Genomic DNA, 23,643 nt, shown 5'->3' with positions numbered 1-23,643 from the left:
ATTTTATGTGTTGTTGCAACTTTTTGCGCAAAGCGCAAAAAGTTGCAACAACACATAAAATATCTGAGAGCGCCAGGGCGCTCTCGTCAGGGGCTGCAGGCGCGAACCGACGGCGTTCAGATATGCCGCCAGATAAAAAAAAGAACCGGGCATGCACAAAGGATGCATGCCCGGTTCTTTTTTTTATCTGGCGGCTTGAGAAGCCTCCTCATGTTGTTGGGCGACGGTATCTGGTGTGCCACCGGTGAACTGACTGTTATACAGGTCGGCATAGAAGCCCTTACTGGCCAGCAGTTCTTCGTGCGTGCCCTGTTCGATGATGCTGCCGTGGTTCATCACCAGGATCAGGTCGGCATCCCGAATGGTTGAGAGCCGGTGGGCGATCACAAAGCTGGTGCGGCCTTGCATCAGTTCGCTCATGGCTTTCTGGATATAGATCTCGGTTCTGGTATCGACGCTACTGGTAGCCTCGTCCAGGATCAAGATGGAAGGATTGGCCAGGATCGCACGGGCGATGGTCAGCAATTGTTTCTGACCCTGCGAGATATTGGTTGCCTCTTCATTCAAGATGGTATTGTAGCTGTCAGGGAGCGTGCGGATAAAGTGGTCCGCGTGCGCCGCCTTGGCGGCCTGAATGATTTCCTGTTCCGTTGCGCCCTCACGACCATAGGCGATATTATCGCGGATCGTGCCGTTGAAGAGCCAGGTATCCTGTAGCACCATACCAAACATGCTGCGCAGGTTGCCGCGTCGTATTTCGGTGATGTCAATACCATCAACCAGGATACGGCCACCGTTGAGCTCATAGAAGCGCATCAGCAGATTGACCAGTGTCGTTTTGCCCGCGCCGGTCGGGCCGACAATGGCGATCGTTTGACCGGGTTTGACATCAATGTTCATGTCTTCAATCAAAGGCACATCAGCTTTGTAGCCGAACTGGACATGATCGAAGGCCACCGCACCCTCAGGCTCGGCGATAACTTTGGCCTCGACTGCCTCGGGTACCTCTTCTTGCTCATCCAGCAATTCAAAGACGCGCTCGGCCGAAGCGATGGTCGATTGAATGATGTTGGCGATATTGGCCAGCTGCGTGATCGGCATCGAGAACTGGCGCGAATACTGAATAAAAGCCTGAATATCGCCGAGCTGGATGGCCTTCTGAGTGACCAGCAGGCCACCGATGACGCTGACAAACACATATCCCAGGTTGCCGATAAACATCATCAAAGGCATGATAGTACCGGAAATGAATTGTGCTCGCCATCCGGATTCATAGAGCTTCTTATTTAAGGTGTCAAATTCGCCGATCGAGCGCCGCTCGAAACCGAAGGCCTTCACGATCTTGTGGCCGGTATACATTTCTTCTACGTGACCATTCAACTCGCCCAATGCGCGCTGCTGCCCCACAAAGTGTTTCTGAGAGCGCTTGGCCACACCGATGGTTACGACCAGGCTGAGAGGAATCGTGATCAGGGTTACCAGGGTGAGCAACGGGCTGATCGTCAGCATCATCACGATGACACCGATAATGGTTACCAGCGAGGTGATCAACTGCGTCAGGCTTTGCTGCAAGGTGCTACTGATATTATCCATATCATTGACGGCCCGGCTCAGGATTTCGCCATGCGTGCGGGAGTCAAAGAATTTCAGGGGCAGGCGAGACAGTTTTTCGTCAACCTGTTTACGCAGATCGTACACTGTCTTCTGCGCCACGCTGGCCATGATATATTGCTGGATATAGTTGAAGACTGAGCTGATGATATAGAGAATCGCCAGCGTTATCAGAATCTGCTCGATGGCGCCGAAATCGACCCCAGCACCCGGTACTCCCCGGTACTTGGCGATCAGACCTTCGAACAACTTGGTGGTTGCCTGTCCCAGAATTTTTGGACTGACGATATTAAATACCGTACTGATAATGGCAGCTACAAAGACTGCTGCCAGCAGAAATTTATGCGGCATCAAATAGCCGGTCAGTCGTTTGAGGGTCCCCTTAAAATCTTTGGCCTTCTCGACGGGCATACCTATGCCCATGCCGGGTCGACCACCAGGTCCCATGCCCATACCCCCCTGTGGTTGAGGCCGTCTGCGTGTTTCGCTCATGCGATTTCCTCCATCGAGAGCTGCGAGGATACGATTTCACGATATACCGTGCTGGTATTCATGAGTTCGCGATGATTGCCAATGCCGACAATTTTCCCCTCATCCAATACGATAATGCGATCGGCGTCCATCACGGTGCTCACACGCTGAGCCACAATGAACACAGTTGAGGTACGGGTCTCATCCTTGAGTGCCGCACGCAACCTGGCATCAGTTTTAAAGTCGAGGGCCGAGAAGCTATCGTCAAAGATATAGATCTCGGGCTTTCTGACCAGGGCGCGCGCAATCGAGAGGCGCTGCTTCTGACCACCAGAAACATTGGTGCCACCCTGGGCGATGACCGAATCAAAGCCATCTTTCATGCCGGAGATGAATTCGGTCGCCTGCGCGATGCGCGCGGCATGCTCGATTTCATCATCTGTCGCATTCTCTTTGCCATAGCGAATATTGTCTTTGATGGTGCCAGAGAAGAGTACGGCCTTTTGCGGCACAAAACCAATTTTAGAGCGCAGGTGCTCCTGTGACATCTCGCGTATATCCATGCCATCAATCAGGATGCTACCTTCGTCGATATCGTAGAAGCGGGGCATCAGGCCGACCAGCGTGGATTTGCCGGCGCCAGTGCCACCGATGATCGCAGTCACCTCACCCGGATTGGCCTGGAAGGAGAGATCACATACCGCCGGTTGTTCGGCACCAGGATAGCTGAAGGTGACATGACGGAATTCGACGTAGCCACGCTTGCCCTGCGCCAGTTTGGTGTTGGGAGCGTCCACGATCTCGGGCTCGATTTCCAGCACTTCATTGATGCGTTCCGCTGAAGCCGAAGCGCGCGGCAACATCACGAACATCATCGAAACCATGATCAGTGAGAACATAATCTGCATCGCATATTGGAGGAAGGCGATTAGCGAGCCTACCTGCATGTCTCCATTGTTGATGCGAATACTGCCGAACCAGAAAATGGCGATCGTGGTGAAGTTCAAGAGCAGCATCATAATTGGCATCAGGGCCGCGATGGTGCGGTTAACTTTAATCGCGGTATCGGTGAGATCCAGGTTGGCGATGTCAAAGCGCCGTATCTCATGTTCAGTGCGATCGAACGAACGGATCACGCGCACGCCGGTTAGACCCTCATCCAGCACCAGGTTGAGCTTGTCGATCTTGATCTGCATGATTTTGAAGAGCGGAATGGCTCGACCGGTGATGATCAGGATCGCGATAATGATAATAGGTATAGAAGCCACAAACACCCACGATAGCTGCACATCCTGGGCCAATGCCATGATGATGCCACCGATACACATCATTGGCGCGCTGATCATCATACGCAGCATGATAATCAACACCTGTTGGACCTGAGTGGTGTCATTGGTGGTGCGCGTAATTAAGGATGCGGTGCCAACCTTATCAAACTCGTGTAGCGAGAATTGCTCCACGCGATTGAAGATTTTTGCGCGTACGATCTGACCAAAGCCGATCGCGGTCTTAGCTGAGAAGTAGCTGGATACGACTGTACACAGTGCTCCACCGATCGCGATCAACAGCATAAAACTACCAACACGCAAGATATAATTGGTATCTCCCTTGACAATTCCTGTATCCACGATATCCGCCATCAATGTGGGCAGATAGAGGTCGGAAAGGGATTGTAAAAAGACCAGGACCAGAATTATCGCCACATACCATCGATACGGCTTTAAAAACCTGAATAATTTGATCATGCTTCCTTGTCTCCGTGCCGACAGGCAGCCCGCCTATCAGCTTCTCGTTCGTTGAAGTATATATATACTTTCGTTAAAAGTTCTGCGAGCTGGTCGCTTTGCTCTTCGCCCAGGTAGTCAATCAAGCCATTAATGGACGCAAAAAAAGCCTCTGCGGCCCTGGTTGCCACCAACTCACCCTTGTCTGTCAGCGTAATGCCTACAGCACGCCTATCTAACGGATCAATTTCTCTCTCAATTAACCCATAGGCCTCCAGGCCTTTGAGCAGCTGGGTTACAGTCGGAGATGTAACATGGAGTATCTTACTGATCTCTGATACCTTCATCTTATGAGACGTCAGTTTCACGTGTCTTTTAATACATAACAGCAACTTTATTTCACTGGGCTTGCATCCTTCGATATAGCTTTGATGCCATTCTGCTTTATCAAATTGCATAAAGGCGCGCAAAAGCCTCTGTGCCTTCGCCTCATCCTGTATGGGCATTTGCGCCCTCCTTTAGGTGGGTTTACAAATAATTTTGCTGCTAATTAATTTGGTAACCTAATTATATCCGGCCCATTATGTTCTGTCAATCATCTTTTTTTTGATTTTTCTAACTTTGAAGATTGTATTAAAAAAGAAGGTGCGATGCAGAAGATGTGCCATGGCACATCTTCTGCATCGCACCTTCTTTTTTTTGAGATTTACCGCTAAATACGCTCTAAGGCGACTACGGGGATCAGACGGGTAGTTTTTTGCTGGTATTCGGCGAAGTTAGGTGCCAGACGGGCCTGAGTATTGTACAGGCGATCGCGCTCCTCGCCAGCGACCTCGATGGCTTTTACTTTGAATGTCTCTGTGCCAACCTCGACGGTTGCCTCTGGATTAGCCTTCAGGTTGTGATACCAATCGGGATTGGTCGGGGCGCCAGCTTTGGAAGCGAAGATAATCATGCGCTCGCCGTCAGGCAGGTAGACCAGGGGTGTTGTGCGTGGCTGGCCGCTTTTTGCGCCTGTGGAGGTCAGCAGCAGCAAGGTTGCATTCTCGAATGGACCACCTACTTTACCACTATTGGTGCGGAACTCGTTGATAACTTGACTATTCCAGTTATTCGTATTTGCCATAACTCTCCTTATATGCTGTAGCACTGAATGTGCTACAGTCAGGTAGTTGTATTTTATCGGGATTACCCATGTTGTTGGTTTTTTCTGGTAGTAATCAACCACCAGCTTTAAGCGGATCTGAACGCGTTTCATGCGTTAAGAAATATGGTCCGCTGCTTACAGCATTGGAATCCGTTTATAATAACGTTAGCGGTATATCGTTATATTCCTGCCAAACGACAAAACACCGAACCTCCTGATTAAGAGAGGTTCGGTGTTTTATCGCTCGAAAGCTTTGCTATGCTACTTTATTGTTTTTTGGGTGGATGGACGACCAGCAGGGGCAACTTGGTGTTGTTGAAGATGCGTTCCGCCACGTTACCTGCTGCCCAGCGAGCTATGCCGCTTCTGCCATGGGTTGCCAGAGCGAGCAAGGCATATGGGAATGGCATGTGTTGTACAGGTATTTCCCCTTCAACCTCGCGTATGATGGTCTGGGCAATATCGCTTCCCATACTAACCGACCAGGTGACATGCACACCCAATTGTGCCGCAGCCCCTTCGTTCAAGCGCTCACTGATCTCTTTCAGGTAACTGGTGGCCTCGTTGTAGAGGAACTGCTGAATATCGAGCTTATGGATCTTGCGGAATATCTCCACCCGGTCTGCATCAATGGCTTTAACGACGCGTAGCAGGTGTACTTCCCGCTTCCCCACGTCTGCGCAGGCAGCCGCAAGATAGAGCGTGGGTCGAATAATGGTTTCCGCCAATTCTGAACCATCGAGTGCAACACAGAGCCTGATGTTGTCGCTGCCTGTTCCGCAGGGGAATGCATAGCTTTCGCGCTGTATCAGTATCGGGGCGGGACTATCGTGCACCATCTTTTGCGCCACACTACCCAGCACCCATTGTTTATAGCCTGTGTAACCGTGACTTGACATAACTACCAGGTCAATAGACCCTCGGGCAATCATTTCCAATAGCGTGGTCGCGACATCGCCTGTATGGATTTCAATGACCGTGCCTGGCTGCTCCAGTTCTCTGGCACCACGTATGCGCTGTAGGTACTCTTGTGCTTCTTTTTCTTGAATCTCTCGGATCTCATTGGCCAATGCCGCTGCCTGTATTGAAGAGGCGCCAACCGTTTCGAAGATATCGACAATCCTGGTCAACACAATGATGCTATTATATGTGCGGGCAATATGGGTAGCGAGTGGCAATGCTTGTTCAGCACGAACTGATCCATCCAGCGGAACAAGAATACGCTTAAACATGGGGAGCCTCGCTTTCGGAACGTGTATGTTCCTTACCTCCCTGCCAGAAATTAGTGGTTGGGTAGCCCTATGATTGCTATGCTACTCACGACTGGAAAAAGCTAGCGCTTTTTCCAGTCGCTGCATCAGACTAGCGTGCGCGATTGTGTATATTTTACTGCGCTACTGTGGTCTCTTTTACCTTGATTGGTACATGTTTGGGTTTGGCTTCCTCCATCTTAGGAACCTTTAGCGTCAGTACCCCATGTTCATAAGAGGCCTGAATCTTGTCTGGATTGATGTGGGTTGGCAATGCGACTGTGCGCTCTACTTCGCTGACATGGCGTTCTCGCCTGATATAGCTCTCTTTTTCTTTTGGCTCTTTTTGTTCTTTCTTGCTCGCGTGAATGCTAATAACATTATCTTCGGCCGTGACCTCAATCTCTTCAGGTTTGAAACCGGCAATAGAAGCCTCGATCACGTATTGCTTTTTGTCATCTGTTTCATAAACATCTAGCGGAATCGTCCTCATGGTAAGCATCTCAAAGCGTGGCGTGACAAAGCTTTCCTCAAACAAACGGCTCATCGCCTCACGAAGTGGCATCAGGGCTTCTAATGGATCACGGGGTGCTAACATCGTATAGCTCCTTTTCTACCTTCAACAGTTATCAATGAAGCAGCTAGTGAACGTCTTTATCCGTTGGACTGTGATACGAAACGTTATGTTCTGTTGCGGATTAGTAACTCGGTTGTAGCGGTAAAGTAGTACACAGCTGAGCTGTTTAGGCCGTCTGTATTCCTTTACTTGTTTCCAATGTAGTACCGGAATATTTCATTCGCGTCACAAGGAGTGCATCGGGGTCACAGATAGATCACAAAAGTAAGCACATCCGCTTGTCCTGTTTTCTCGATCTGAGCGCGTATCAATTAAGAGCAACCTGATTATACTGTAACTTTTCGCTTTCTTGTTGGTCTTTTATGCACAGTTCTGCCCAGGGTAGCACTTCCAGACGCCTGGCCGGAATAGGTTGTCCACAGACTCGGCAGAGCCCATATGTGCCTTCGTCGATGCGCTTGAGCGCGCTTTTAATATTTTGCAACAATTTCAAATCTTCATCGAGCATAGCTTCGTCAAGCTCTGTATCCGCAACACGGGCTGCTGCTTCTTCAATATCTTCTTCTGCAAATTCGATATGTGCTTTGGCGCGCAATTCTTCGATCCGTTTTTGCAAATCCTGCAGCTTATTTTCCAGGAATGCATGTCTGGCTTTTATATCGCTTGACAGCATATTTTATCCTCCTCATCCACTTCGATATGGACGTTGTCTCGGGCTGATATTGAGACGTGAATGACTGTTTCAGCGCAACACAAAGATATGCATTGAAACAGTGGGATGCGTTGCTATTCCTTACATATAGTCTTATGTCGGCACAAATGTATCACCAGGCGGCCTGTGTTTATCTCAAATACATCACAAAGTCTGGCGGCATGGCGGTCATAGGGATAATAAATCCTCTTTGTATATCTTTCATTTCTAACTAGCTGCGCGTGCTCCGTAACTTCTGTGATCTCTCTGAGAGGGTGATTGGCTATTTGAGAAAAAAATGAGAGAGACAAGAGGTATTTTTTTTATGAGTATATAGATGGAATGCGCAGGGATGAGCTAGAGGTAGAAAGATTCTTCGGCGAGGGAGTGCTTGAGCGCTCCCTCCTGTAAAGAGAAGGGAGCGCTCTATTATGCCAGGTTCTTTGCGTATTGGAAAAATTGCTGGCATCGACATTGCTTTTCATGTAAGCTGGCTGATTATCGCGGTACTTCTGAGCTGGTCTCTGGCGACAGGATGGTTTGCTGTGCGCTATCCTGGCTGGTCTGTTACGGCCTATTGGAGTGTCAGTGTACTGGCAACGTTGTTGCTTTTTCTCTCGGTTTTCTTGCACGAACTGGCACATGCCCTGGTGGCGCGTGCACGTGGCTTGCAGGTGAAAAGCATTACTCTGTTTATCTTCGGTGGTGTTTCTAACATTGAACAGGAGCCGCCGGCACCAGGTATCGAGTTTCAGATGGCGCTGGTAGGGCCTCTGACGAGCCTGGGGTTGAGTGGCCTGGCCTGGTTGCTGGTGCTGGCTATTGGTCACAACGGTTCTCCCCTGAGCGCTACCTTTGAGTATCTGGCAATTGCCAATTTTTTACTGGGCGTCTTTAATCTTATTCCGGGTTTTCCGCTGGATGGCGGTCGGGTGTTGCACTCGATTATCTGGAAGATACGTGGCAATGTACGATCCGCCACGCGTGTTGCTACCGGCGTAGGGCAATTTATTGCGTACTTCTTTATCTTTATGGGTCTCTGGATTTTCTTCCGTGGTTTCGTTCTGGACGGTTTATGGATTGGTTTTATTGGCTGGTTCTTGCTGAGCGGGGCGACCGCGGCCAATGCGCGGAGCATGCTGGAAGGTATGTTCAAAGGTGTTCACGTGAATGATGTCATGAATCATAATCCTGCTACTGTGCCTGCCAACATTTCCTTGCAAAAACTGGTGGATGACTTTTTGTTGCCTTATGGTTGGCGCAGCGCTTTTGTGCTGCAAGGAGACCTGCTAGCTGGTTTGATTGCGCTCAGCGATATCCGCCATGTTCCACGTGAACAATGGGCGCAAACGCCGGTCGGCTTTGTGATGGTGCCATTGACTCGTCTGCACACGGTTAACGCGACACAAAATCTCAACGATGTGCTGACACTGATGGTGGGTCGGAACCTGAACCAGCTACCGGTAGTGTCGGAAGGCCATCTGTTAGGATCCATCAGCCGAGAGAACATTATGCGATTTGTGGAGATCAGGCGCAGTCTGGGCCTGGACCAGGCAAGTGCCCCGTAGGTTCGCCCCTTGCGGGCAATTTTGCTCTTCCCGCACGAAAAACAAACGATAATAACGTTATGCATCGAATCAAACCGCTCCCGAAAAACAATTGGGGAGCGGTTTCGAGTGAGAAGCGAGCAAGCGCCCGCAAAGGCGCACCTACATATCTACGTGAGACCGGGCGAATATGGCGACGTGTGGATGTACCAGACGATCAAAATCGGCATACTGGATGCTCATGGTATCTGTATAGGTGCCAACTGGGAACGTCATGGAATCTTCGGCCGTCAGGCTTGTGTCTACATAGACCGGTATGCCATAGAGATTGCCAAAGGGAGGCATGGTGCCTAACTCACAGTCGGGAAAGGATAGCTCAAACTCATCTTCGTGGGCCAGCCGTACATCTTTAGTGCCCATGATGGCGCGTACTTTATCCAGATCAACGTAGTATGCAGCTGGTAAGACAAAGCACATCATCTTTCCATCAATCTGTATGATGACTGTTTTGGCTGTTTTCTTGCTAGATATGTGTTCGCACTCCGCTATTGTCAGGGCGCTAAACGTACGCGCGTGCCGCTGCTCCTGAAATGGAACCTGATTTTCGTGGAGATACGTTTCCATTTTTTCTTTGCACTGCATTGCTAAACCTCCTCGGGAGCTGTTTTTGATGGCACAACTACTCACGCCTGTGCGGCGTTATTGACCAGAAAAGCGCTGCGGCTCGGTATACAGCGTTTTCCTGGTTTTTGATGAGGGTACACTAATGGGGAACCGCTATGCCAATGCGTTCTCGCAATAGTTCCTTGGCCCGTGCCGCTCTTTTGCATTCCTCTAGCTGTGCTTCGTGGAAGAATTGTGCCAGCTGCTGATCACCGGCTCTCTCCGCATCCTTACGGAAATTATCATATTTCCAGGCTCCTTCAAGCATATGGTAGAGGACGCTAATCAGATCATAGTATTCGTTACATGTGGATGTGATCTCTTCCGGCTTCATGATAACTTTCTCCTTCTGGATGTTCAAAAGCTTCCTGTTGTCCAGGTTCTCTTTTCGTCTGCTATCAACTTTCCTGGTTAGAAACATAGCCCGCATATCTCTCACTGATATCTCGTGATGTGCGAGCATGTCTCAAAACCATCACAAAAGAATGGATGGGATGCCATTCTCCTGGCTGTGCACAGCTACCAGGCGGGCGCATCGTTGAGGATGGTTGAGCCAGCGCATAGTTTTATATGCTCGGCTGCTTATGTTGTGGTGGCCTGACAACCAGTAAAGATATTTCCGTCCTGGATAGGATGCGTTCGGTGACACTACCTGTGATCCAGCGTTGTAGACCTCTGTGCCCATGCGTTGTTAAGGCGATCAGCTGACAGCGATCGTGGCTGGCTGGCTCTTCACTGCATTCAGCTATTTTGAGTAACTTACCGGCCACATCTAGATCGTGCGCCAGGACGGTGCTGATGTCCAGGTGGAGCGGGCCGAACACGCCCTCCCTCACCTGTCGCTCGACTGTTTGTAAATAGGCCTGCGCTGGAGGTGTTTCTTTCCTGAGTGCTCTGGAGACACTATCTTCTTGTCCATATTCAAATGATGATGGCAGGTGTATGACATAGGTTAATTGGATCGCTCCCGTAACTGGCGCGGAGAGCGCCATGCTGAGATGTGCTGCCGGCACGATGGCCGTTTCGGCCAGCTCAGAGCCGTCCAGGGCGACCATGATGCGTACAGTTGAAGGATGAGGCGCACGCAGCTGTTGTCGCAGCTGGTCATCTTCTTGCAGCACGAGTACCGGCGCCCGACTGTAGCGCGAGATTTTCTGGGCGACGCTACCCATCGCCCAGCGTTTCAAGCCGGTCCGGCCATGACTACATATTACAATCAGATCTATTGGGTGGGTATTAATTGCCAGCAGAATTTGTTCAGCAGGTATACCGATACGGGCCAGCGTGATAATCTCTATGCCTGCTAATTCTGGACTGCGTGCAATGTTATGCAGATACAATTTCTCTATATCCAGGAGCAAATGTTCGCGAGGAAGGGTTGACAATCCCATCTCATCGATAGGATCGATAGATTCAATCAATACCAGCGTGCTGTGATTTGCACGTGCAATACGAGCGGCCACTGGCAAGGCTTGCTCTGCCCGCGCTGACCCATCCAGAGGAACAAGAATGTGCTTGAACATCGCCTTTCTCTTTTCACATTTTTGCAGTGGGTTCCCTGGTTTATCCACCACGATAGAGCAGCAGTATATGCCTTGTTCTATCATTTCTTGTATGCTATGCCAATCATTTCCTGTGCGCTAAACAAGAAATGATTGGCATGGCGGTTGAGACGCCATACGTTGAGGCTGGTTGGTAGTCATTGTGTTTGTTATATGATTGGCACATCGCTTGTTTGCCGTTGTGCTGTGTCCTCGGCTTGTCGAATCTCTTTTGTTCTTGAGGCATGGACGACCAGGAGAGGCCTCTGGGCGGCATCAAACACTTCTTCCGTAAAACTACCCAGCAGCAGATGCTGGAAACCGTGACGTCCATGCGTGCTCATGGCGATGATGTCGCAACCTGTAAATCCCGGCGCGTCTCCAATACATAAGCTTTCTTCGATGATACGCCTGGTAATATCCTCGATATCCGTATAGGTCACCACCGAAGTCGTAATCGCCAGCTTGAGCGGCATCAGGAATCCTGCATCTATGCGTTGTTTGATGCGTTTAAGGTAATCTTCGGCCTCCGCTCGATATTCTTTGTTGATGTGCACTATCTGTTCCTTCGTTTGACGTCCATGCGGCTTCAGGTGCTGAACGACCCGTGTCAGATGGATGGCACCATTGCCAGGATGTGCCAGGGCCGAGCTCAGTAGTGCGGCTGGGGCAATCGCTTCTTCTGCCAGGGGAGAGCCGTCAAGGGCGATCAGGACCCGTGGCGTGTGCTGGAAGCGCAGCGGCTGATTCTGTGGTCTGTTCATCACGAGTACCGGAACCGGACTGTTGCGCACTAGTTGTTGCGCTGTACTGCCCATGATCCAGCGGGTAAGGCCGGTTTCTCCATGGCTGCGCATCACGATCAGGCCCACGCCTTGCTGCAGGGCATAATCGACGATTGTATTGGCCGCCCCTCCCAGCAAAACATCTGTTTGCACTTTGAGCGTATCGATATGCGCGCGCGGGATCACCTCCTCCATGTAGGTACGCGCGTTTGTAAAGGCGGTTTCCTCCATGGGCTCTGTGAGATCCATCGGTGTGACTGGATAGAGTGGAACGCAACTGGATGGAGGAACAACGCGCAGCAGCAGCAACTCAGCTTTGCTGCCGTGTGCGATCTGTGCCGCCAGTGCGATTGCTTCCTCCGCTAGCGGTGAGCCATCCAGCGGGACGAGAATTTTGTTGAAGTGGAGCATACTGGTTTGAGCATTCATTTTTCTCTCCTCTCCTACCAACAAAGAATGTTTAGGACTTATATATGCAAGGATGACTGTGATACGTTGTTAAGATATTCCGCCTTTAAGGTGCTGTTTTTCCCCTCGGGCATATTTGTCAGCAGGGGATGAAGTCTGTGCTGTAGTGCTTCCATGTTGGTTTGCTGGGAGCCGGTGGTAGATAAGGCAATATGTCTGATCATGGGCTCCTGCCCGGAATCGAACGCTTCCCAGTGTGCCACCTGCGTATCGTAGAGCTCGGGGCGCCCATCGGAGGCGTTGGTCGCGCCTGCTAAGGCTGGCTCGCCAGCGATGCGGCTGCGCCAGCGCTGGTCAAGGCGTTGTAACGTGACCTCGCGTGGACAGATACATTCAATGAAAATAACGCTGGCTCCGTGCTGAACCGCTGCTTGCGCGATCTCCTGGCGATCGGCGCGACGCGAGTAGGTACCATCCACAATCACCGAGTAGCCCTGCTGAAGATAGGCCTGCGCCCGCTCGTTCAGTGCCGCGTATGTCTGCCTGGTCCAGGAAGGATCATAAATGCCGGCGCCAAACTGTTCCGCCTGTGGTTGGTCTGGCGGCAGATGGGTCAGCTGTTTACGGATGCTATCGGTTGAGAGTAGCGCATAGGCGTATTCATCCTGAAGTTGCCGGGCGATAGTGCTTTTACCACTTCCCATGACGCCACCAACGATGATCAGGTGTGGCTGGGATGAACACCTGGTATAGCGTAGCGCCTGCTTGAATAGCTCGCTGGCTTCCAGTTGCGCTTTTGTACGCTGCTCTGGACCAACCTCTGAATCGTCCAGCAGGAACGAGATGACCTTGCCGCGTACGCAGGCCCGATAGCAGGCATAGAATGGGAGCAGCTTGATCAGTGATGCATCTCCGGTCTCCGCTATATAGCGTGTCAGGAAGATATGTGCCAGGTCGGGACGCCAGGCAAAATCTAGTTCCATGTACAGGAATGCGACCTCACTGGCTACATCGCCATAGCGGATGCGCTCGTTGAACTCGATACGGTCCAGCAATATGATGCGTGGTAGCGTGGCCTGGTATTCCTCGGGTAGCACATAGATGTGTTGGAGTCGCAGATCGCCGTGACAATCCCGGATATAATCATGCATGAAGCGCTGTCGAAACAGTTCTTTGTCATGTTTTAAGCATTGATAGATATAATGCTGCAGGGCCGTATAGGTCTTGCGTGAAATGGTGCGCCCGCAATATGGACGCATCTGCCGGAAATTCTCGCCCCAGTTCTCACGAATTACCTGGATACTGCCAGCTTTCGAAATGTAGTCATTGGTTGGCGTGTGGCTATGAAATTGTGCTACCACATGGGCTATCTCCCCCATCAGCTCGGGTGTGACCTTGCCCGCCTCCAATAACGCATGCAGCGTGGCGCTTTCGGGCAGACGACGCATGACAACCGCGTAGTCAATAATCGTTCCTGATGCATTGGGGAGATGGCCAGGGGTGGGCTCGCTGGCGGGAGGATACGTGTCTCCAAAGCAGAGCGTCCCATTTGGCTTCTCAATGGCCGGGGCTACACCCAGGTAGACGCCGGGTGCCAGCGCGCTATTCAGTTGTACTTCTAGCTGGCAAAAGTGGCGGCGCTGGTCAATGGTTGAGTAGTCAAAGAAGCCAAAATCACGTGGTTTTTTCAGCTTATACACATAGTCAGGTGTGATAATGACCGCCGAAGCGTGCGTCTGAATCAGGTATGGATCTTCTCCCGTCTCATAAACAAAAGGAAAGGCCTGCCGCTTGAGGAGCGCATGGAGCATATGTGCAAACGCATGCTCCGACTCTTGCTCAGCAATCTTGTTAGTGGAACGATGGATCGGCATAACATTTTCCTTCCATTTTTGTACGTATACCTACCTATCTCCGTTTAGCCTGGTGCGGGCTGTTCGACATTGGCATGCACGATCAGTAGTGGCTGGCTGGTTGTATCAAGGACCCGCTCGGTGATACTGCCAAGTGCCCAATGTTCCAGTCCACTGCGCCCATGAGTTGTCATAGCAATCATGTCGATGTGATCCGTATCGGGTATGCTTGCGGCCTGCGTGGCCGGGTTTTTTGCTACCTCCATCAGGGTCCCTGCGACATCCTCATGGATCAGCACGGAGGTTGTGATCTGCAGATTATGGTAGGCCAGGCTGCTGCTCATGAGCTTCTTTTTTACCTCTTCCAGGTAAAGCTGTGTATCGGCTATGATGCGTTTTTGCGCCTCTTCGATGGCGTGATGGGTTGGCGTAATATGACCACGTCTGGCTGGAAATGGGAGTACCTCAACCAGGTGGAGTGTGGTTGACTCGGGTACAGACAGGGCAACGCCCAGCTGTATGGCTGGCTCCAGGGCAGCTTCAGAAAGCAAGGAGCCATCCAGCGCGACCATCACATGCAATGGCTGTGGCCGTGTTGTATAGATGCGAGTGCGACTTTCCTGGTTTTCATGCAGCACCAGGAGCGGAATGGGACTGCTACGTGTCAGCTTATATGCCACGCTACCCAGGGCCCAGCGCTTCAGGCCTGTATAGCCATGGCTACAGAGGATGATCAGATCCACCTGGGCCTTTGTGCCCAGCTCAAGAATCGTTTGAGCAACATTAGTTGAGATGATGGTCTGTATTTCGATCTCGATGCCAGCCAGGAGATCAGACATAGCAATCTGGCGTAAATTGCTACGGGCCAGCTCAGTCTCCGCTTCGGCAAACTGGGTATCGAGCTCCATGGGAGTCGCCAGTACATGTGGATAGCGAGTATATTCAATGGGCGGATAGACAACGTGTACCAGGAGCAGGGATGCTCCCGTGGATCTGGCTATGCGTGCCGCAACGGGCAGTGCCATCTTTGCACGTTCTGATCCGTCCAACGGCACTAAGATTTTTTGAAACATCGCGCTTCTCCTTCTGTCAGATCAGGGAAGAGCTGTTCCCGGATATTTATGGCTATTTGCTTCTACAGAAACAGTAAAACTTTGATATCTCGAACATGTCACTGTAGATTGGCTGACCTCTCAAAACCATCACAATGCCTGCTTCCTGTGTAAAGCTTCGTAGGTGCGTCCCTTGCGGTAGTTTCCAACCTCCCCGCACGGCAATACTTAATTGTTTTTTCGCATACGAATGGCGTTGACACGCAGCGCGTTGAAGATTACGAGTACATCAATCCCTTCCTGCAGGATTGCTCCGGCGGCGGGTGGAATATAGCCCAATGCGGCGAAGATCATGGCCAGGCCACTCAAGCCCATGCCGATCCAGATACCTTGCCTGGCGATGCGCATGACACGACGGCCCAGGAAAACTGCGGTATCTACGCGCAGGATGTTGGTTGAGAGCAAGACAGTATCGGCGGCACTGGCGGCCGCGGTGAGTCCCTGCGTTCCCAGTGCCATCCCTACGGTTGCCGTTGCCAGGGCTGGAGCATCATTGATGCCATCACCGACCATCAAGGCTTTGTGCCCTTTGTTCTCTAAATCCTGCACCACACGTACTTTGTCTTCGGGTAGGCACTGTGAGATGACGCGATCTATGCTGGCCAGCTGTCCGATCTGTTGGGCCACCGTTTCGCTATCGCCAGTCAGCAGGATGGTCTGTTCAATGCCTTCGTGTTTGAGCGCGGGACAGAGCTGGTGGATCTCCGGACGAGGCACATCTTCCATCACGATGAGCGCCTTGATCTGCCCATTGATCGCGACGAAGCTGCAAATCTGGCCCAGTGCCCGTCTGCGCTCTCTCTCCTCTAGAAAATATGTTGGTAGTGGAATATTCATCATGCGCATAAATGTACGATTGCCCACGGCGACCGAGATCTGCTGTTTGCTATCTGTTTGTGGTATTTCTCCCGCAGGCGCGTTGCTGATGACGGTGGCGCAAACTCCCTTGCCAAAAGTTTCCTCAAAGTTGCTGGTTGTGTACAGGGGAATATGCCGTTCCTGGCTCGCGGTAACGACGGCAGTAGCCAGGATATGGGTCGAGAGTTGTTCAACCGAGGCCGTATAGGCCAGAATCTCTGCTTCCGTATACGGGTTTCCCTGCTGATCGTCGGGGTCCAGAAGGATTGTGGAGACCTTTGGCATGCCCAGTGTTAGCGTACCGGTTTTATCGAATACCGCCATCTTGACTTCCCCCAGTTGCTCAATGGCTGAGCCGCTCTTGACGATAATGCCATTGCGCGCCGCGATGTTGATACCTGACATAATGGCGATCGGCGTGGCCAGGATCAGGGGGCAGGGTGTGGCAACCACCAGGACAGCCAGCGCGTATACCTGATTGCCAGACGTGATCCAGGCTGCACTGGCGAGTATGAGCGTGAGCAGTGTAAAGACAATGCTGTAGCGGTCGGCCAGGCGATGAATCGGCGCCTTTTGCTCCTGTGCCTCAGACACCAGCCTGACAATCTGAGCATATTTACTTTCCGTACTGGGTTTGCTGGCCCGTACTTCCAGGATGCCGTCCAGGTTGATGCTGCCAGACAGCAGACCCATGCCTGGTTGTTTACGGACCGGCATGGGCTCGCCGGTTATATCGGCCTGGCTGACGTTTGATGTGCCCTGCACGATGATGCCATCGACCGGCACCAGTTCTCCCGGCTTAATAACCACTGTCATGCCTGGTTCGATCGTCTCTACTGTGACATCTTTCAACTGGTTATCCTGCCAGATATGGGTGGTACGTGGCGCCCGTTCGGCCAGTGCCGAAAGCGAGCTGCGGGCGCGCCGTAGCGCAAAGGCCTCCAGCGCCTCACCTCCCGATAGCATCAGAACTATAATGGCGCCCGCCAGGTATTCATGTAGTAAAAGTGAACCAATGATAGCGATGGCCGCGATCACATCTATGCTGAACTCTCTGTGCCAGAGCCGACTGATCGTTTCCCACAGCAAAGGGATGCCGCCCCAGATAATAATGCCCAGCAGGGTCCAGTTGGCCAGATCGCTACGTCGTGCTAACCAGAAGAGCAGGCTAACGAACAACAGGAAGAGGGCGACTGCCGGAATTGGATAGCGCTTTACATGAGACCAGCACCGTGCATACCAGGATGCCTGTTCGCTCTTTACAGACGGTGGTGGCTCTAATGATGAGATGGAGCTTTGTGCTATGTCGGATGCTGTTACCTGTGTGCGTTCTCCTTTGTGGTTGGTCACAACTTCACCTCTATGTGCCAACCAAATCGTAGGTGCGCCCCTTGCGGGAGCTTCCTCACTTCTCGCTCAAAAACGTACCAAAAGAGGTGAGAGGGAGCGATTTCACCCGGTGCATACCTTTCTTTTTCGGGTAGGTAAGGTAAAAGCGCCCATGGGGGGCGCACCTACGAGTTGGTGAATGAATTTCTACATGACTTGTTGTGCTCTGCCGGGCGCGGCTTGCTGCGGAGGTCGCATGATGAGCAACGGAAGTTTGGTCCGATTGAGCACTCGTTCGGCGATACTCCCGAATATCCAGCGATCGATGTTATTGCGACCATGAGTGGTCATCGCTAATAGCTGGCAGGTAGGATACTGGCTGGTGCCTCCGTTTTCTGCGTACTGGATGATCTCCTGCGCAATATCGGCGCCACTTTTCAGGTTGCCGATGATTTCGATATTCTCATAGGCCTTTGCCGTTGGCTCCAGGCGCTTCACTACACCCTGCAGATATTCCTGTGCCTGCTGGCGAATGAGTTCCTGGAGATTGAGATGATAGATTTCTTCGAAGGCATCTTCATCAGATTGATTTACTGGTTCGATGATACGGAGCAGGTGGATCTCCGCGCGATGTCCTGATGCACAGGCGGTTGCGATCGCCATCGCCGGATCAATGACGGCTTCAGCCTGTTCTGAACCGTCGAGGGCAATACAGACGCGAAAGATTGGTTGTCCTTCAGCGTCCATTGCGAAGGGCAGTGGTTGCTCTGTTCTTTGGATCAGGACGGGTACGGGGCAGGCGCGAGCAATTTTCTGTGCCACGCTGCCCAGTACCCAATGTTTAAGACCTGTATACCCATGGCTACATAGAACCACAAGGTCAATATTGTGCCGGGCCACGGCTTCGAGGATGGCCGATGATGCATCGCCAACATAAACACTTGTCATGGTAGGAATTTGCTCCAATAATACTGAACGTTTTATACGATCCAGGTAATTTTTTGCTCCTTGCTCCTCAAGTCGCTGAACGCGCTCCATCATGCCGATGGTTTGCATACTATAAATGCTCATGAGTTCTATGCTGCGTAGCAGGTGAATGCTGCTGTGGTTGGCACGCGCGATGTGCGCCGCCAGTGCAAGAGCTTGCTCCGACCGCTGTGAACCATCCAGTGGCACCAGAATGTGTTTAAACAAGGCGTATTCTCCTTTGCATAACCATCTTGTCCGCTTTAACGACCTCGCTGCAGGCAGTTATGGGGTTTCGCTGACGGCTGCCTCTGGTTCTGCATAGCGATAATGCATTTCCTGTTCAACTATGGCCGCGGGGCGAACAATCAACATTGGCAAGCGTGTCCCAATGCGTACGCGCTCGGTGGTGCTGCCCAGTGACCAGAGGGGATATCCGCTCATGCCATGGGTTGACATGGCGACCATGTCGCAGGCTCCGAAGACGCCACTGTTTTCCGCGTCCTCGCCATTCTCCGCCACGCGAATAATCGCGTCGGCGGCGTCTTTGCTGACAGCGACCGACCAGGTAACAGGAATCTGCTGGCGCGCGATAAAAGGAGCTACCTCGCCTTGCTTGATTCTAGTCGCTATGGCCTGGAGGTAGTTCCTGGCGGTAGGTAGTGCGTTGGTATTGTCGATAGTCTGCACCAGGTGTATAGCGTTCTTCGTGGACGCTGCCAGCGCATAAACGAGTTCGGCCGCAGGCTCAAGCGCGGCGGCGGCATAGTTTGAGCCATCGAGCGGCACAAGTATGCGCAGCGGCTGCGTTGGATCTGGATGAGGGCCGAGTGGCAGGGCGCTCTGAGTACGCAATAGCAGGACCGGCACTTCAGCATACCTGGTTACTTTTTCGGCTACGCTTCCCATCATCCAGCGTGAAATGCCGGTGTACCCATGGGAATTGAGCAGGATAATATCTGTTTTCTGCGGTCTCGCATTTACCAGGATCGTCGCTGTTTCATTGCCCATGGGCACCTGGATTTCTGTCTGTATGCCCTGGAATTCGTCTTTTTTCGCCAAATTGACCAGATAGTGTTCCGCCTCAAATCTGGCATGGGCCGGCAGTTCCTGCGCAAAGCTGGTTTGCGTTGGGGAAGGCCAGTTTGGATTAACCACACGCAGCAAAGTAATGGTACCTGAGTAGGCACGTGCCAGTCGCAGGGCGATCGGAATTGCGCGTTCGGCATTATGCGAGCCGTCGAGCGGAAGAAGGATGCGTTTAAACATAATACTTGCTCCTCTGCTGTCATGCAGGTGCATTGAAGTTCTCCCCGGATTCACATGTATGCTATTCGTTGTGGCACGAAACTACCACACTCGGCATCGTCGTTCCTATCAAGAATGTCTCGGAATTTCTATGTTTACCATAGTGCAATGACCTCTCAAAATGCTCTCATGCTCAGGTCTTGTCTCTCATTGAGATCACAATTCATGAAGTATCAGAGCGAGTGTTATAGCCGGGAATTGCTTCCTGCTGCACATCTATAAATTTGTCAGCGGTTCGAGAACAAGCAGGTTCTGCTCTGATTTGTGATTGGATTGTGATGAGCTACTACTCGGGTGAGATCGTCCGGTGATGCGACAGACGTATTCTAAGCACTAAATCAGCGGGCATCGGCAGCACAGTAATTCTTTTTTTGCTTTTATTGTTTCCAAAGAGGCTTCAGGGCATATGAAGCAGTTTTTTTAAAAAAGGAAAAAACCGACGCCGAGAATGATGGGATATAGTCACTGAGAGAGTAGCTATATCCCGGTATTTTCCTCAAGGATATCGTTCTCGATCGACGAGGCGATCAATGGCAGAGTAATGAAGAAGGTGGTGCCCTGCCCTTCCTGGGATTGAAACCAGATGTTGCCGCCCTGGCGCTCAACCAGCTCTCGACTGAGATACAATCCCAGCCCCGTACCATAAATGCCATGAGCTTGTGCGTTCGCGGCGCGGGTGAAGCGCCCAAAAATCTGTGCTTGCTGGTAAGCCGGGATGCCAATACCCGTATCTTTGATCTTTAAGAGCGCCTGGTGGCTTGCTTTTTGTTTTTCCAGCGTGATCTGGATTTGCCCACCACAAGGACTATATTTTATCGCGTTACTGAGCAGGTTGGTGAGTACCTGTTCGGTGCGCATGACATCAATAGAGACAATTAAAAATGGCACCTGTGTGGTGACGATAAGCTGGTGGCGGGGCGCTATGATTTGATAGCGCTGGGTGACGCGTTTAACCAGTGAGACCAGATCTGTCACTTCTTGCACTAATTCCAGGCGTCCCGCTTGCAGGCGCGTGACATCCAATAGATCGTTGGTGAGCGTTACCAGTCGTTGGGTGGCTTGATCGATATGTTGCAGCGACTCCTGCTGTTCCTGCGTCAGGAGCTGTTTTTGTTGCCGCGCCAACTGGGCCTGGAACAGCTCGATGAAGCCCTGGAGCGCGGCTAGCGGATTGCGTAGTTCGTGGGCCGCAATGCTAATAAAGTCATCCTTCAGGTTCTCAGCCTCTTTCAGGGCTGAGACATCTTGATGTACCACGATCGCGACCGGATCATGTTCATTTTGCTGGACAATTGGCAGGCTGAGCGGAGCTGTTTTGATGTTCAATGTAATCGCATTCACGAGTACGGGTTGTGAAGATCCATCGGCATGGCGAATGATTTCCTGACGTTGATAGATAGTTTCTCCGCGTTGGACCGCCCGTAAAGTGGCTAGCTCTTCCACTGGCAGGATACGCCCATCGTTGCGAAAGATCTGGATGTGATGCTGCTGCAAGAAATCTAGCATGGACTGTTCCTGTAACCAGGTGGCGCCCCATAGGGTGGTGGCGGTCTGGTTGGCGAGGACCAGGCGGGCATCGTGGCCATGTACCAGGTAAACGCCGGTTGGCAATTCGTCCAGAATTCGCTGCAATAACGAGCGGCGCGCTTCGATTTCGGCGTAATCGTGCTTTTCTCGCAAAAGTGCGCGTACCTCAGTGACATCGTGCCAGACGATGACGGCACCACTGATAGATGGTGTCGCGCCCGCGTTATTATTCGGCGTCGCGGGTGCTTGCTGATATAAAGCGGATGCGTTGACGATATACTCGAATTTTTCATCGCACTCATTGATGATGGTGACGGAGATATCCTGTTTTTCATAGCCGGTCAGGGCGTGGCGCGCGGGAGCATACAGCAATTCCTCCAGCGATTGTTGTCCCTGTGGAGATTGCTCTAGCCGGGTGCGCAACAGGTAGGCCTGCTTATTTTCGCGCACGATACGCTGTTGTGGATCGAGCAGTGTCACCCCATCCTGAATGCTCTGAAAGATCGCATCCAGTTCCTGAGCTCGTGTATGGATAGCCTGATAGAGGCGCGCATTCTCAATGGCAATGGCCGCCTGATTGGCCAGGCCGACCAGTAACTCTTCATCCTCGGCTTGAAAACGGTCCGGTTCTCTGTGTCCCAGTAACAATCCTCCATGAACATTTCCTGCATGATCTAACAGCGGAACTCCCAGAAAACTACGCACCAGAGGATGACCTTCCGGCATACCGATAGCCCGTAGCTCCTCAGATGATAGGTAACCGTGAGCATAAGCCAACGCTAATTGTTGGGCTTCGGCTTTTTTTTGTGTCTCTGTATATTCGTAGCCTGCCGCTAATTGTTTTAGCACATCTCCGACGCGCACAGGGACCCCATAACGGAATATGGGCGCCAGCAGACCTTCTCCGCCCAATGGCAAGCGTTGGAATAATGCTTGTTGCTCCTCGGTTACCCCCACTACGGCCGCCAGGTGAAAAAGATGGCCTTCAGAAGGCCCTAGTAGTTCTCCTTGTTCATCAGTGGGTCGCAAAGAGAAGGCAGAGAAATGAGCACCAATTACGTCAGCGGCAGTTTGCGCGATCAACTGCAACAATTTTTGCTCATTATGCTCACTGAGCAAGGCTGCGCCGATTCGATTTAAAGCGGCAAAACGTTCGCGTTCGCTGAGAGGTGTATGCGTCTCGTATGGATGCACCGGTCACCCCAGTTTCCTTATAGGTTTTCTTTGATTTGAAGCAGTGTGAACTTATTTGAACTATCATGAACTATCCATTATCATAGAAGCAAAATAACAATCTGGCAAGAGCCTGTTCTGGCTCTGTTGCTGTGTTCAAGGTGGATATGGGAGGGAGAGTACCACAATGACGATCAAGAAATATACTATTCTTGTGGCCGATGACGATCCGCAGCTCTTGCGCCTGGTGACGCGCACTCTGGAGCTGGAAGGCTTCCATGTTCTGAATGCCCACGATGGGGAAGAGGCGCTGGCAATGATCGAAGCGAATCCCCCGGACCTGGTGTTGCTGGATGTGATGATGCCGCATATGGATGGTTTTACGGCCTGCCAGAAAATACGAGAGTTTTCGCAGCTTCCTATCATCATTATCACGGCGCGTGGCCGTGATAGCGATAAAGTCAGGGGCTTAAATCTGGGGGCCGATGATTATTTGACCAAGCCGTTCAGTATTGAGGAACTTGTCGCCCGTGTGCGTGCCGTGCTGCGGCGCTCGCAATTTGTAGCGCTGGAGCAGATGCAGGCAGCCCGGTCGAAGCTCACTATTGGTGATATCGATATCGATTTTGAGCAGCGCCTGGTGACGGTGCGAGGCGAAGAGGTGATCCTGACCCCGACCGAGTATCGTATCCTGGCCTACCTGATGCAGAATGCAGGCCGTATATTAACCCAGGATCTCTTACTGGAGCATATCTGGGGGCCAGAATATATGGGGGAAAGCCATATGCTCCAGGTTAGCATTAATCGGCTGCGCCGAAAGGTCGAGCCAGATCCCTCCCATCCAGCCTACATCCATACCAAAATTGGCGTTGGCTATCAGTTTGCGGCCCACCCCAAAGTTTCGTAGCGCCATCAGCCTGCTTCATCCCGCTAGAGGCCCGCGTCTGTGATCTTGTTGTGTCGCCAGGCAACGCTTTGAGAAGTATTTGTAATTCTGAGGCGGTCTCTTACAGGTAGTAAAAGAAATACTCTCAAAAACCAATCTTGTTGACAGAAGCCCTTGATTTTTTATTATTCATCAGTATAATTAAATGTAATCGAT

The 23,643-nt window shown here is 51.6% G+C and carries 19 protein-coding genes; 2 read left to right on the top strand and 17 right to left on the bottom strand.

Annotated elements, in window-relative coordinates; all coding sequences use genetic code 11:
- Nucleotides 1-183 precede the first annotated feature (183 nt).
- The 7 genes from JMI88_RS11985 to JMI88_RS11955 all read right to left on the bottom strand — a co-directional run bounded on the left by JMI88_RS11985 (nt 184) and on the right by JMI88_RS11955 (nt 7,453).
- Entirely contained in the window at nt 184-2,103 is a 1,920-nt protein-coding gene (locus tag JMI88_RS11985; protein WP_201362067.1) for an ABC transporter ATP-binding protein, read from the bottom strand.
- Nucleotides 2,100-3,827: an ABC transporter ATP-binding protein gene (locus tag JMI88_RS11980; protein WP_201362066.1), complete on the bottom strand. Its 1,728-nt coding sequence runs from the start codon at nt 3,825-3,827 to the stop codon at nt 2,100-2,102. Before JMI88_RS11980 ends, JMI88_RS11985 begins: the two co-directional genes overlap by 4 nt.
- Nucleotides 3,824-4,312 carry a MarR family winged helix-turn-helix transcriptional regulator gene (locus JMI88_RS11975; protein WP_201362065.1) on the bottom strand — a complete coding sequence of 163 codons (489 nt, stop codon included), beginning with the start codon at nt 4,310-4,312 and terminating at the stop codon, nt 3,824-3,826. The genes JMI88_RS11980 and JMI88_RS11975 overlap by 4 nt, the downstream gene beginning before the upstream one ends.
- A 206-nt stretch (nt 4,313-4,518) precedes the next feature.
- Nucleotides 4,519-4,932, bottom strand: a complete 414-nt coding sequence (locus tag JMI88_RS11970) for a nitroreductase family deazaflavin-dependent oxidoreductase (protein ID WP_201362064.1) — start codon at nt 4,930-4,932, stop codon at nt 4,519-4,521.
- Nucleotides 4,933-5,219: 287 nt separating this feature from the next.
- Nucleotides 5,220-6,185 carry a universal stress protein gene (locus JMI88_RS11965; protein WP_201362063.1) on the bottom strand — a complete coding sequence of 322 codons (966 nt, stop codon included), beginning with the start codon at nt 6,183-6,185 and terminating at the stop codon, nt 5,220-5,222.
- 154 nt (nt 6,186-6,339) lie between these two features.
- Nucleotides 6,340-6,801 carry an Hsp20/alpha crystallin family protein gene (locus JMI88_RS11960; RefSeq protein WP_201362062.1) on the bottom strand — a complete coding sequence of 154 codons (462 nt, stop codon included), beginning with the start codon at nt 6,799-6,801 and terminating at the stop codon, nt 6,340-6,342.
- Nucleotides 6,802-7,087: 286 nt separating this feature from the next.
- Entirely contained in the window at nt 7,088-7,453 is a 366-nt protein-coding gene (locus JMI88_RS11955) for a TraR/DksA family transcriptional regulator (protein WP_201362061.1), read from the bottom strand.
- A 449-nt stretch (nt 7,454-7,902) separates the two neighbouring features.
- Between JMI88_RS11955 and JMI88_RS11950 the strand changes: the two genes are divergently transcribed.
- Nucleotides 7,903-9,039: a site-2 protease family protein gene (locus JMI88_RS11950; protein ID WP_201362060.1), complete on the top strand. Its 1,137-nt coding sequence runs from the start codon at nt 7,903-7,905 to the stop codon at nt 9,037-9,039.
- Between the two features lie 141 nt (nt 9,040-9,180).
- Here the strand turns inward: JMI88_RS11950 and JMI88_RS11945 are convergent, their stop codons facing one another.
- From JMI88_RS11945 to JMI88_RS11900, 10 genes are all read right to left on the bottom strand, one after another.
- Entirely contained in the window at nt 9,181-9,660 is a 480-nt protein-coding gene (locus JMI88_RS11945) for an aminoacyl-tRNA deacylase (RefSeq protein ID WP_201362059.1), read from the bottom strand.
- A 121-nt stretch (nt 9,661-9,781) separates the two neighbouring features.
- Nucleotides 9,782-10,015: a hypothetical protein gene (locus JMI88_RS11940; RefSeq protein ID WP_201362058.1), complete on the bottom strand. Its 234-nt coding sequence runs from the start codon at nt 10,013-10,015 to the stop codon at nt 9,782-9,784.
- 232 nt (nt 10,016-10,247) lie between these two features.
- Complete coding sequence (locus tag JMI88_RS11935) at nt 10,248-11,204, bottom strand: universal stress protein (protein ID WP_201362057.1); 957 nt, start codon at nt 11,202-11,204, stop codon at nt 10,248-10,250.
- Between the two features lie 188 nt (nt 11,205-11,392).
- Nucleotides 11,393-12,436: a universal stress protein gene (locus tag JMI88_RS11930; protein ID WP_201362056.1), complete on the bottom strand. Its 1,044-nt coding sequence runs from the start codon at nt 12,434-12,436 to the stop codon at nt 11,393-11,395.
- 38 nt (nt 12,437-12,474) lie between these two features.
- Complete coding sequence (locus tag JMI88_RS11925; RefSeq protein WP_201362055.1) at nt 12,475-14,289, bottom strand: bifunctional aminoglycoside phosphotransferase/ATP-binding protein; 1,815 nt, start codon at nt 14,287-14,289, stop codon at nt 12,475-12,477.
- Nucleotides 14,290-14,333: 44 nt separating this feature from the next.
- The gene (locus tag JMI88_RS11920) at nt 14,334-15,341 is read right to left on the bottom strand and encodes a universal stress protein (RefSeq protein WP_201362054.1); all 1,008 of its coding nucleotides are present in this window, start codon (nt 15,339-15,341) and stop codon (nt 14,334-14,336) included.
- A gap of 207 nt (nt 15,342-15,548) precedes the next feature.
- Nucleotides 15,549-17,588, bottom strand: coding sequence for a heavy metal translocating P-type ATPase (locus tag JMI88_RS11915; RefSeq protein ID WP_201362053.1), 2,040 nt, complete (start codon nt 17,586-17,588; stop codon nt 15,549-15,551).
- Nucleotides 17,589-17,774: 186 nt separating this feature from the next.
- Nucleotides 17,775-18,761 carry a universal stress protein gene (locus JMI88_RS11910; RefSeq protein WP_201362052.1) on the bottom strand — a complete coding sequence of 329 codons (987 nt, stop codon included), beginning with the start codon at nt 18,759-18,761 and terminating at the stop codon, nt 17,775-17,777.
- Between the two features lie 57 nt (nt 18,762-18,818).
- The gene (locus JMI88_RS11905; protein ID WP_201362051.1) at nt 18,819-19,802 is read right to left on the bottom strand and encodes a universal stress protein; all 984 of its coding nucleotides are present in this window, start codon (nt 19,800-19,802) and stop codon (nt 18,819-18,821) included.
- 516 nt (nt 19,803-20,318) lie between these two features.
- Nucleotides 20,319-22,562, bottom strand: coding sequence for a sensor histidine kinase (locus JMI88_RS11900; RefSeq protein WP_201362050.1), 2,244 nt, complete (start codon nt 22,560-22,562; stop codon nt 20,319-20,321).
- A gap of 166 nt (nt 22,563-22,728) precedes the next feature.
- Between JMI88_RS11900 and JMI88_RS11895 the strand changes: the two genes are divergently transcribed.
- Nucleotides 22,729-23,448, top strand: a complete 720-nt coding sequence (locus tag JMI88_RS11895) for a response regulator transcription factor (protein ID WP_201362049.1) — start codon at nt 22,729-22,731, stop codon at nt 23,446-23,448.
- Nucleotides 23,449-23,643 lie beyond the last annotated feature (195 nt).

The sequence above is a fragment of the Dictyobacter formicarum genome, from assembly GCF_016587435.1.
The sequence above is the reverse complement of the archived record's forward strand: the minus strand, read 5'-3'. Positions and strand labels throughout refer to the sequence as shown.

Coding starts and splice junctions, on each gene's coding strand:
- JMI88_RS11985 (WP_201362067.1), bottom strand. CDS start 2,103: ATGAGCGAAACACGCAGACGGCCTCAACCACAGGGGGGTATGGGCATG.
- JMI88_RS11980 (WP_201362066.1), bottom strand. CDS start 3,827: ATGATCAAATTATTCAGGTTTTTAAAGCCGTATCGATGGTATGTGGCG.
- JMI88_RS11975 (WP_201362065.1), bottom strand. CDS start 4,312: ATGCCCATACAGGATGAGGCGAAGGCACAGAGGCTTTTGCGCGCCTTT.
- JMI88_RS11970 (WP_201362064.1), bottom strand. CDS start 4,932: ATGGCAAATACGAATAACTGGAATAGTCAAGTTATCAACGAGTTCCGC.
- JMI88_RS11965 (WP_201362063.1), bottom strand. CDS start 6,185: ATGTTTAAGCGTATTCTTGTTCCGCTGGATGGATCAGTTCGTGCTGAA.
- JMI88_RS11960 (WP_201362062.1), bottom strand. CDS start 6,801: ATGTTAGCACCCCGTGATCCATTAGAAGCCCTGATGCCACTTCGTGAG.
- JMI88_RS11955 (WP_201362061.1), bottom strand. CDS start 7,453: ATGCTGTCAAGCGATATAAAAGCCAGACATGCATTCCTGGAAAATAAG.
- JMI88_RS11950 (WP_201362060.1), top strand. CDS start 7,903: ATGCCAGGTTCTTTGCGTATTGGAAAAATTGCTGGCATCGACATTGCT.
- JMI88_RS11945 (WP_201362059.1), bottom strand. CDS start 9,660: ATGCAGTGCAAAGAAAAAATGGAAACGTATCTCCACGAAAATCAGGTT.
- JMI88_RS11940 (WP_201362058.1), bottom strand. CDS start 10,015: ATGAAGCCGGAAGAGATCACATCCACATGTAACGAATACTATGATCTG.
- JMI88_RS11935 (WP_201362057.1), bottom strand. CDS start 11,204: ATGTTCAAGCACATTCTTGTTCCTCTGGATGGGTCAGCGCGGGCAGAG.
- JMI88_RS11930 (WP_201362056.1), bottom strand. CDS start 12,436: ATGAATGCTCAAACCAGTATGCTCCACTTCAACAAAATTCTCGTCCCG.
- JMI88_RS11925 (WP_201362055.1), bottom strand. CDS start 14,289: ATGCCGATCCATCGTTCCACTAACAAGATTGCTGAGCAAGAGTCGGAG.
- JMI88_RS11920 (WP_201362054.1), bottom strand. CDS start 15,341: ATGTTTCAAAAAATCTTAGTGCCGTTGGACGGATCAGAACGTGCAAAG.
- JMI88_RS11905 (WP_201362051.1), bottom strand. CDS start 19,802: ATGTTTAAACGCATCCTTCTTCCGCTCGACGGCTCGCATAATGCCGAA.
- JMI88_RS11895 (WP_201362049.1), top strand. CDS start 22,729: ATGACGATCAAGAAATATACTATTCTTGTGGCCGATGACGATCCGCAG.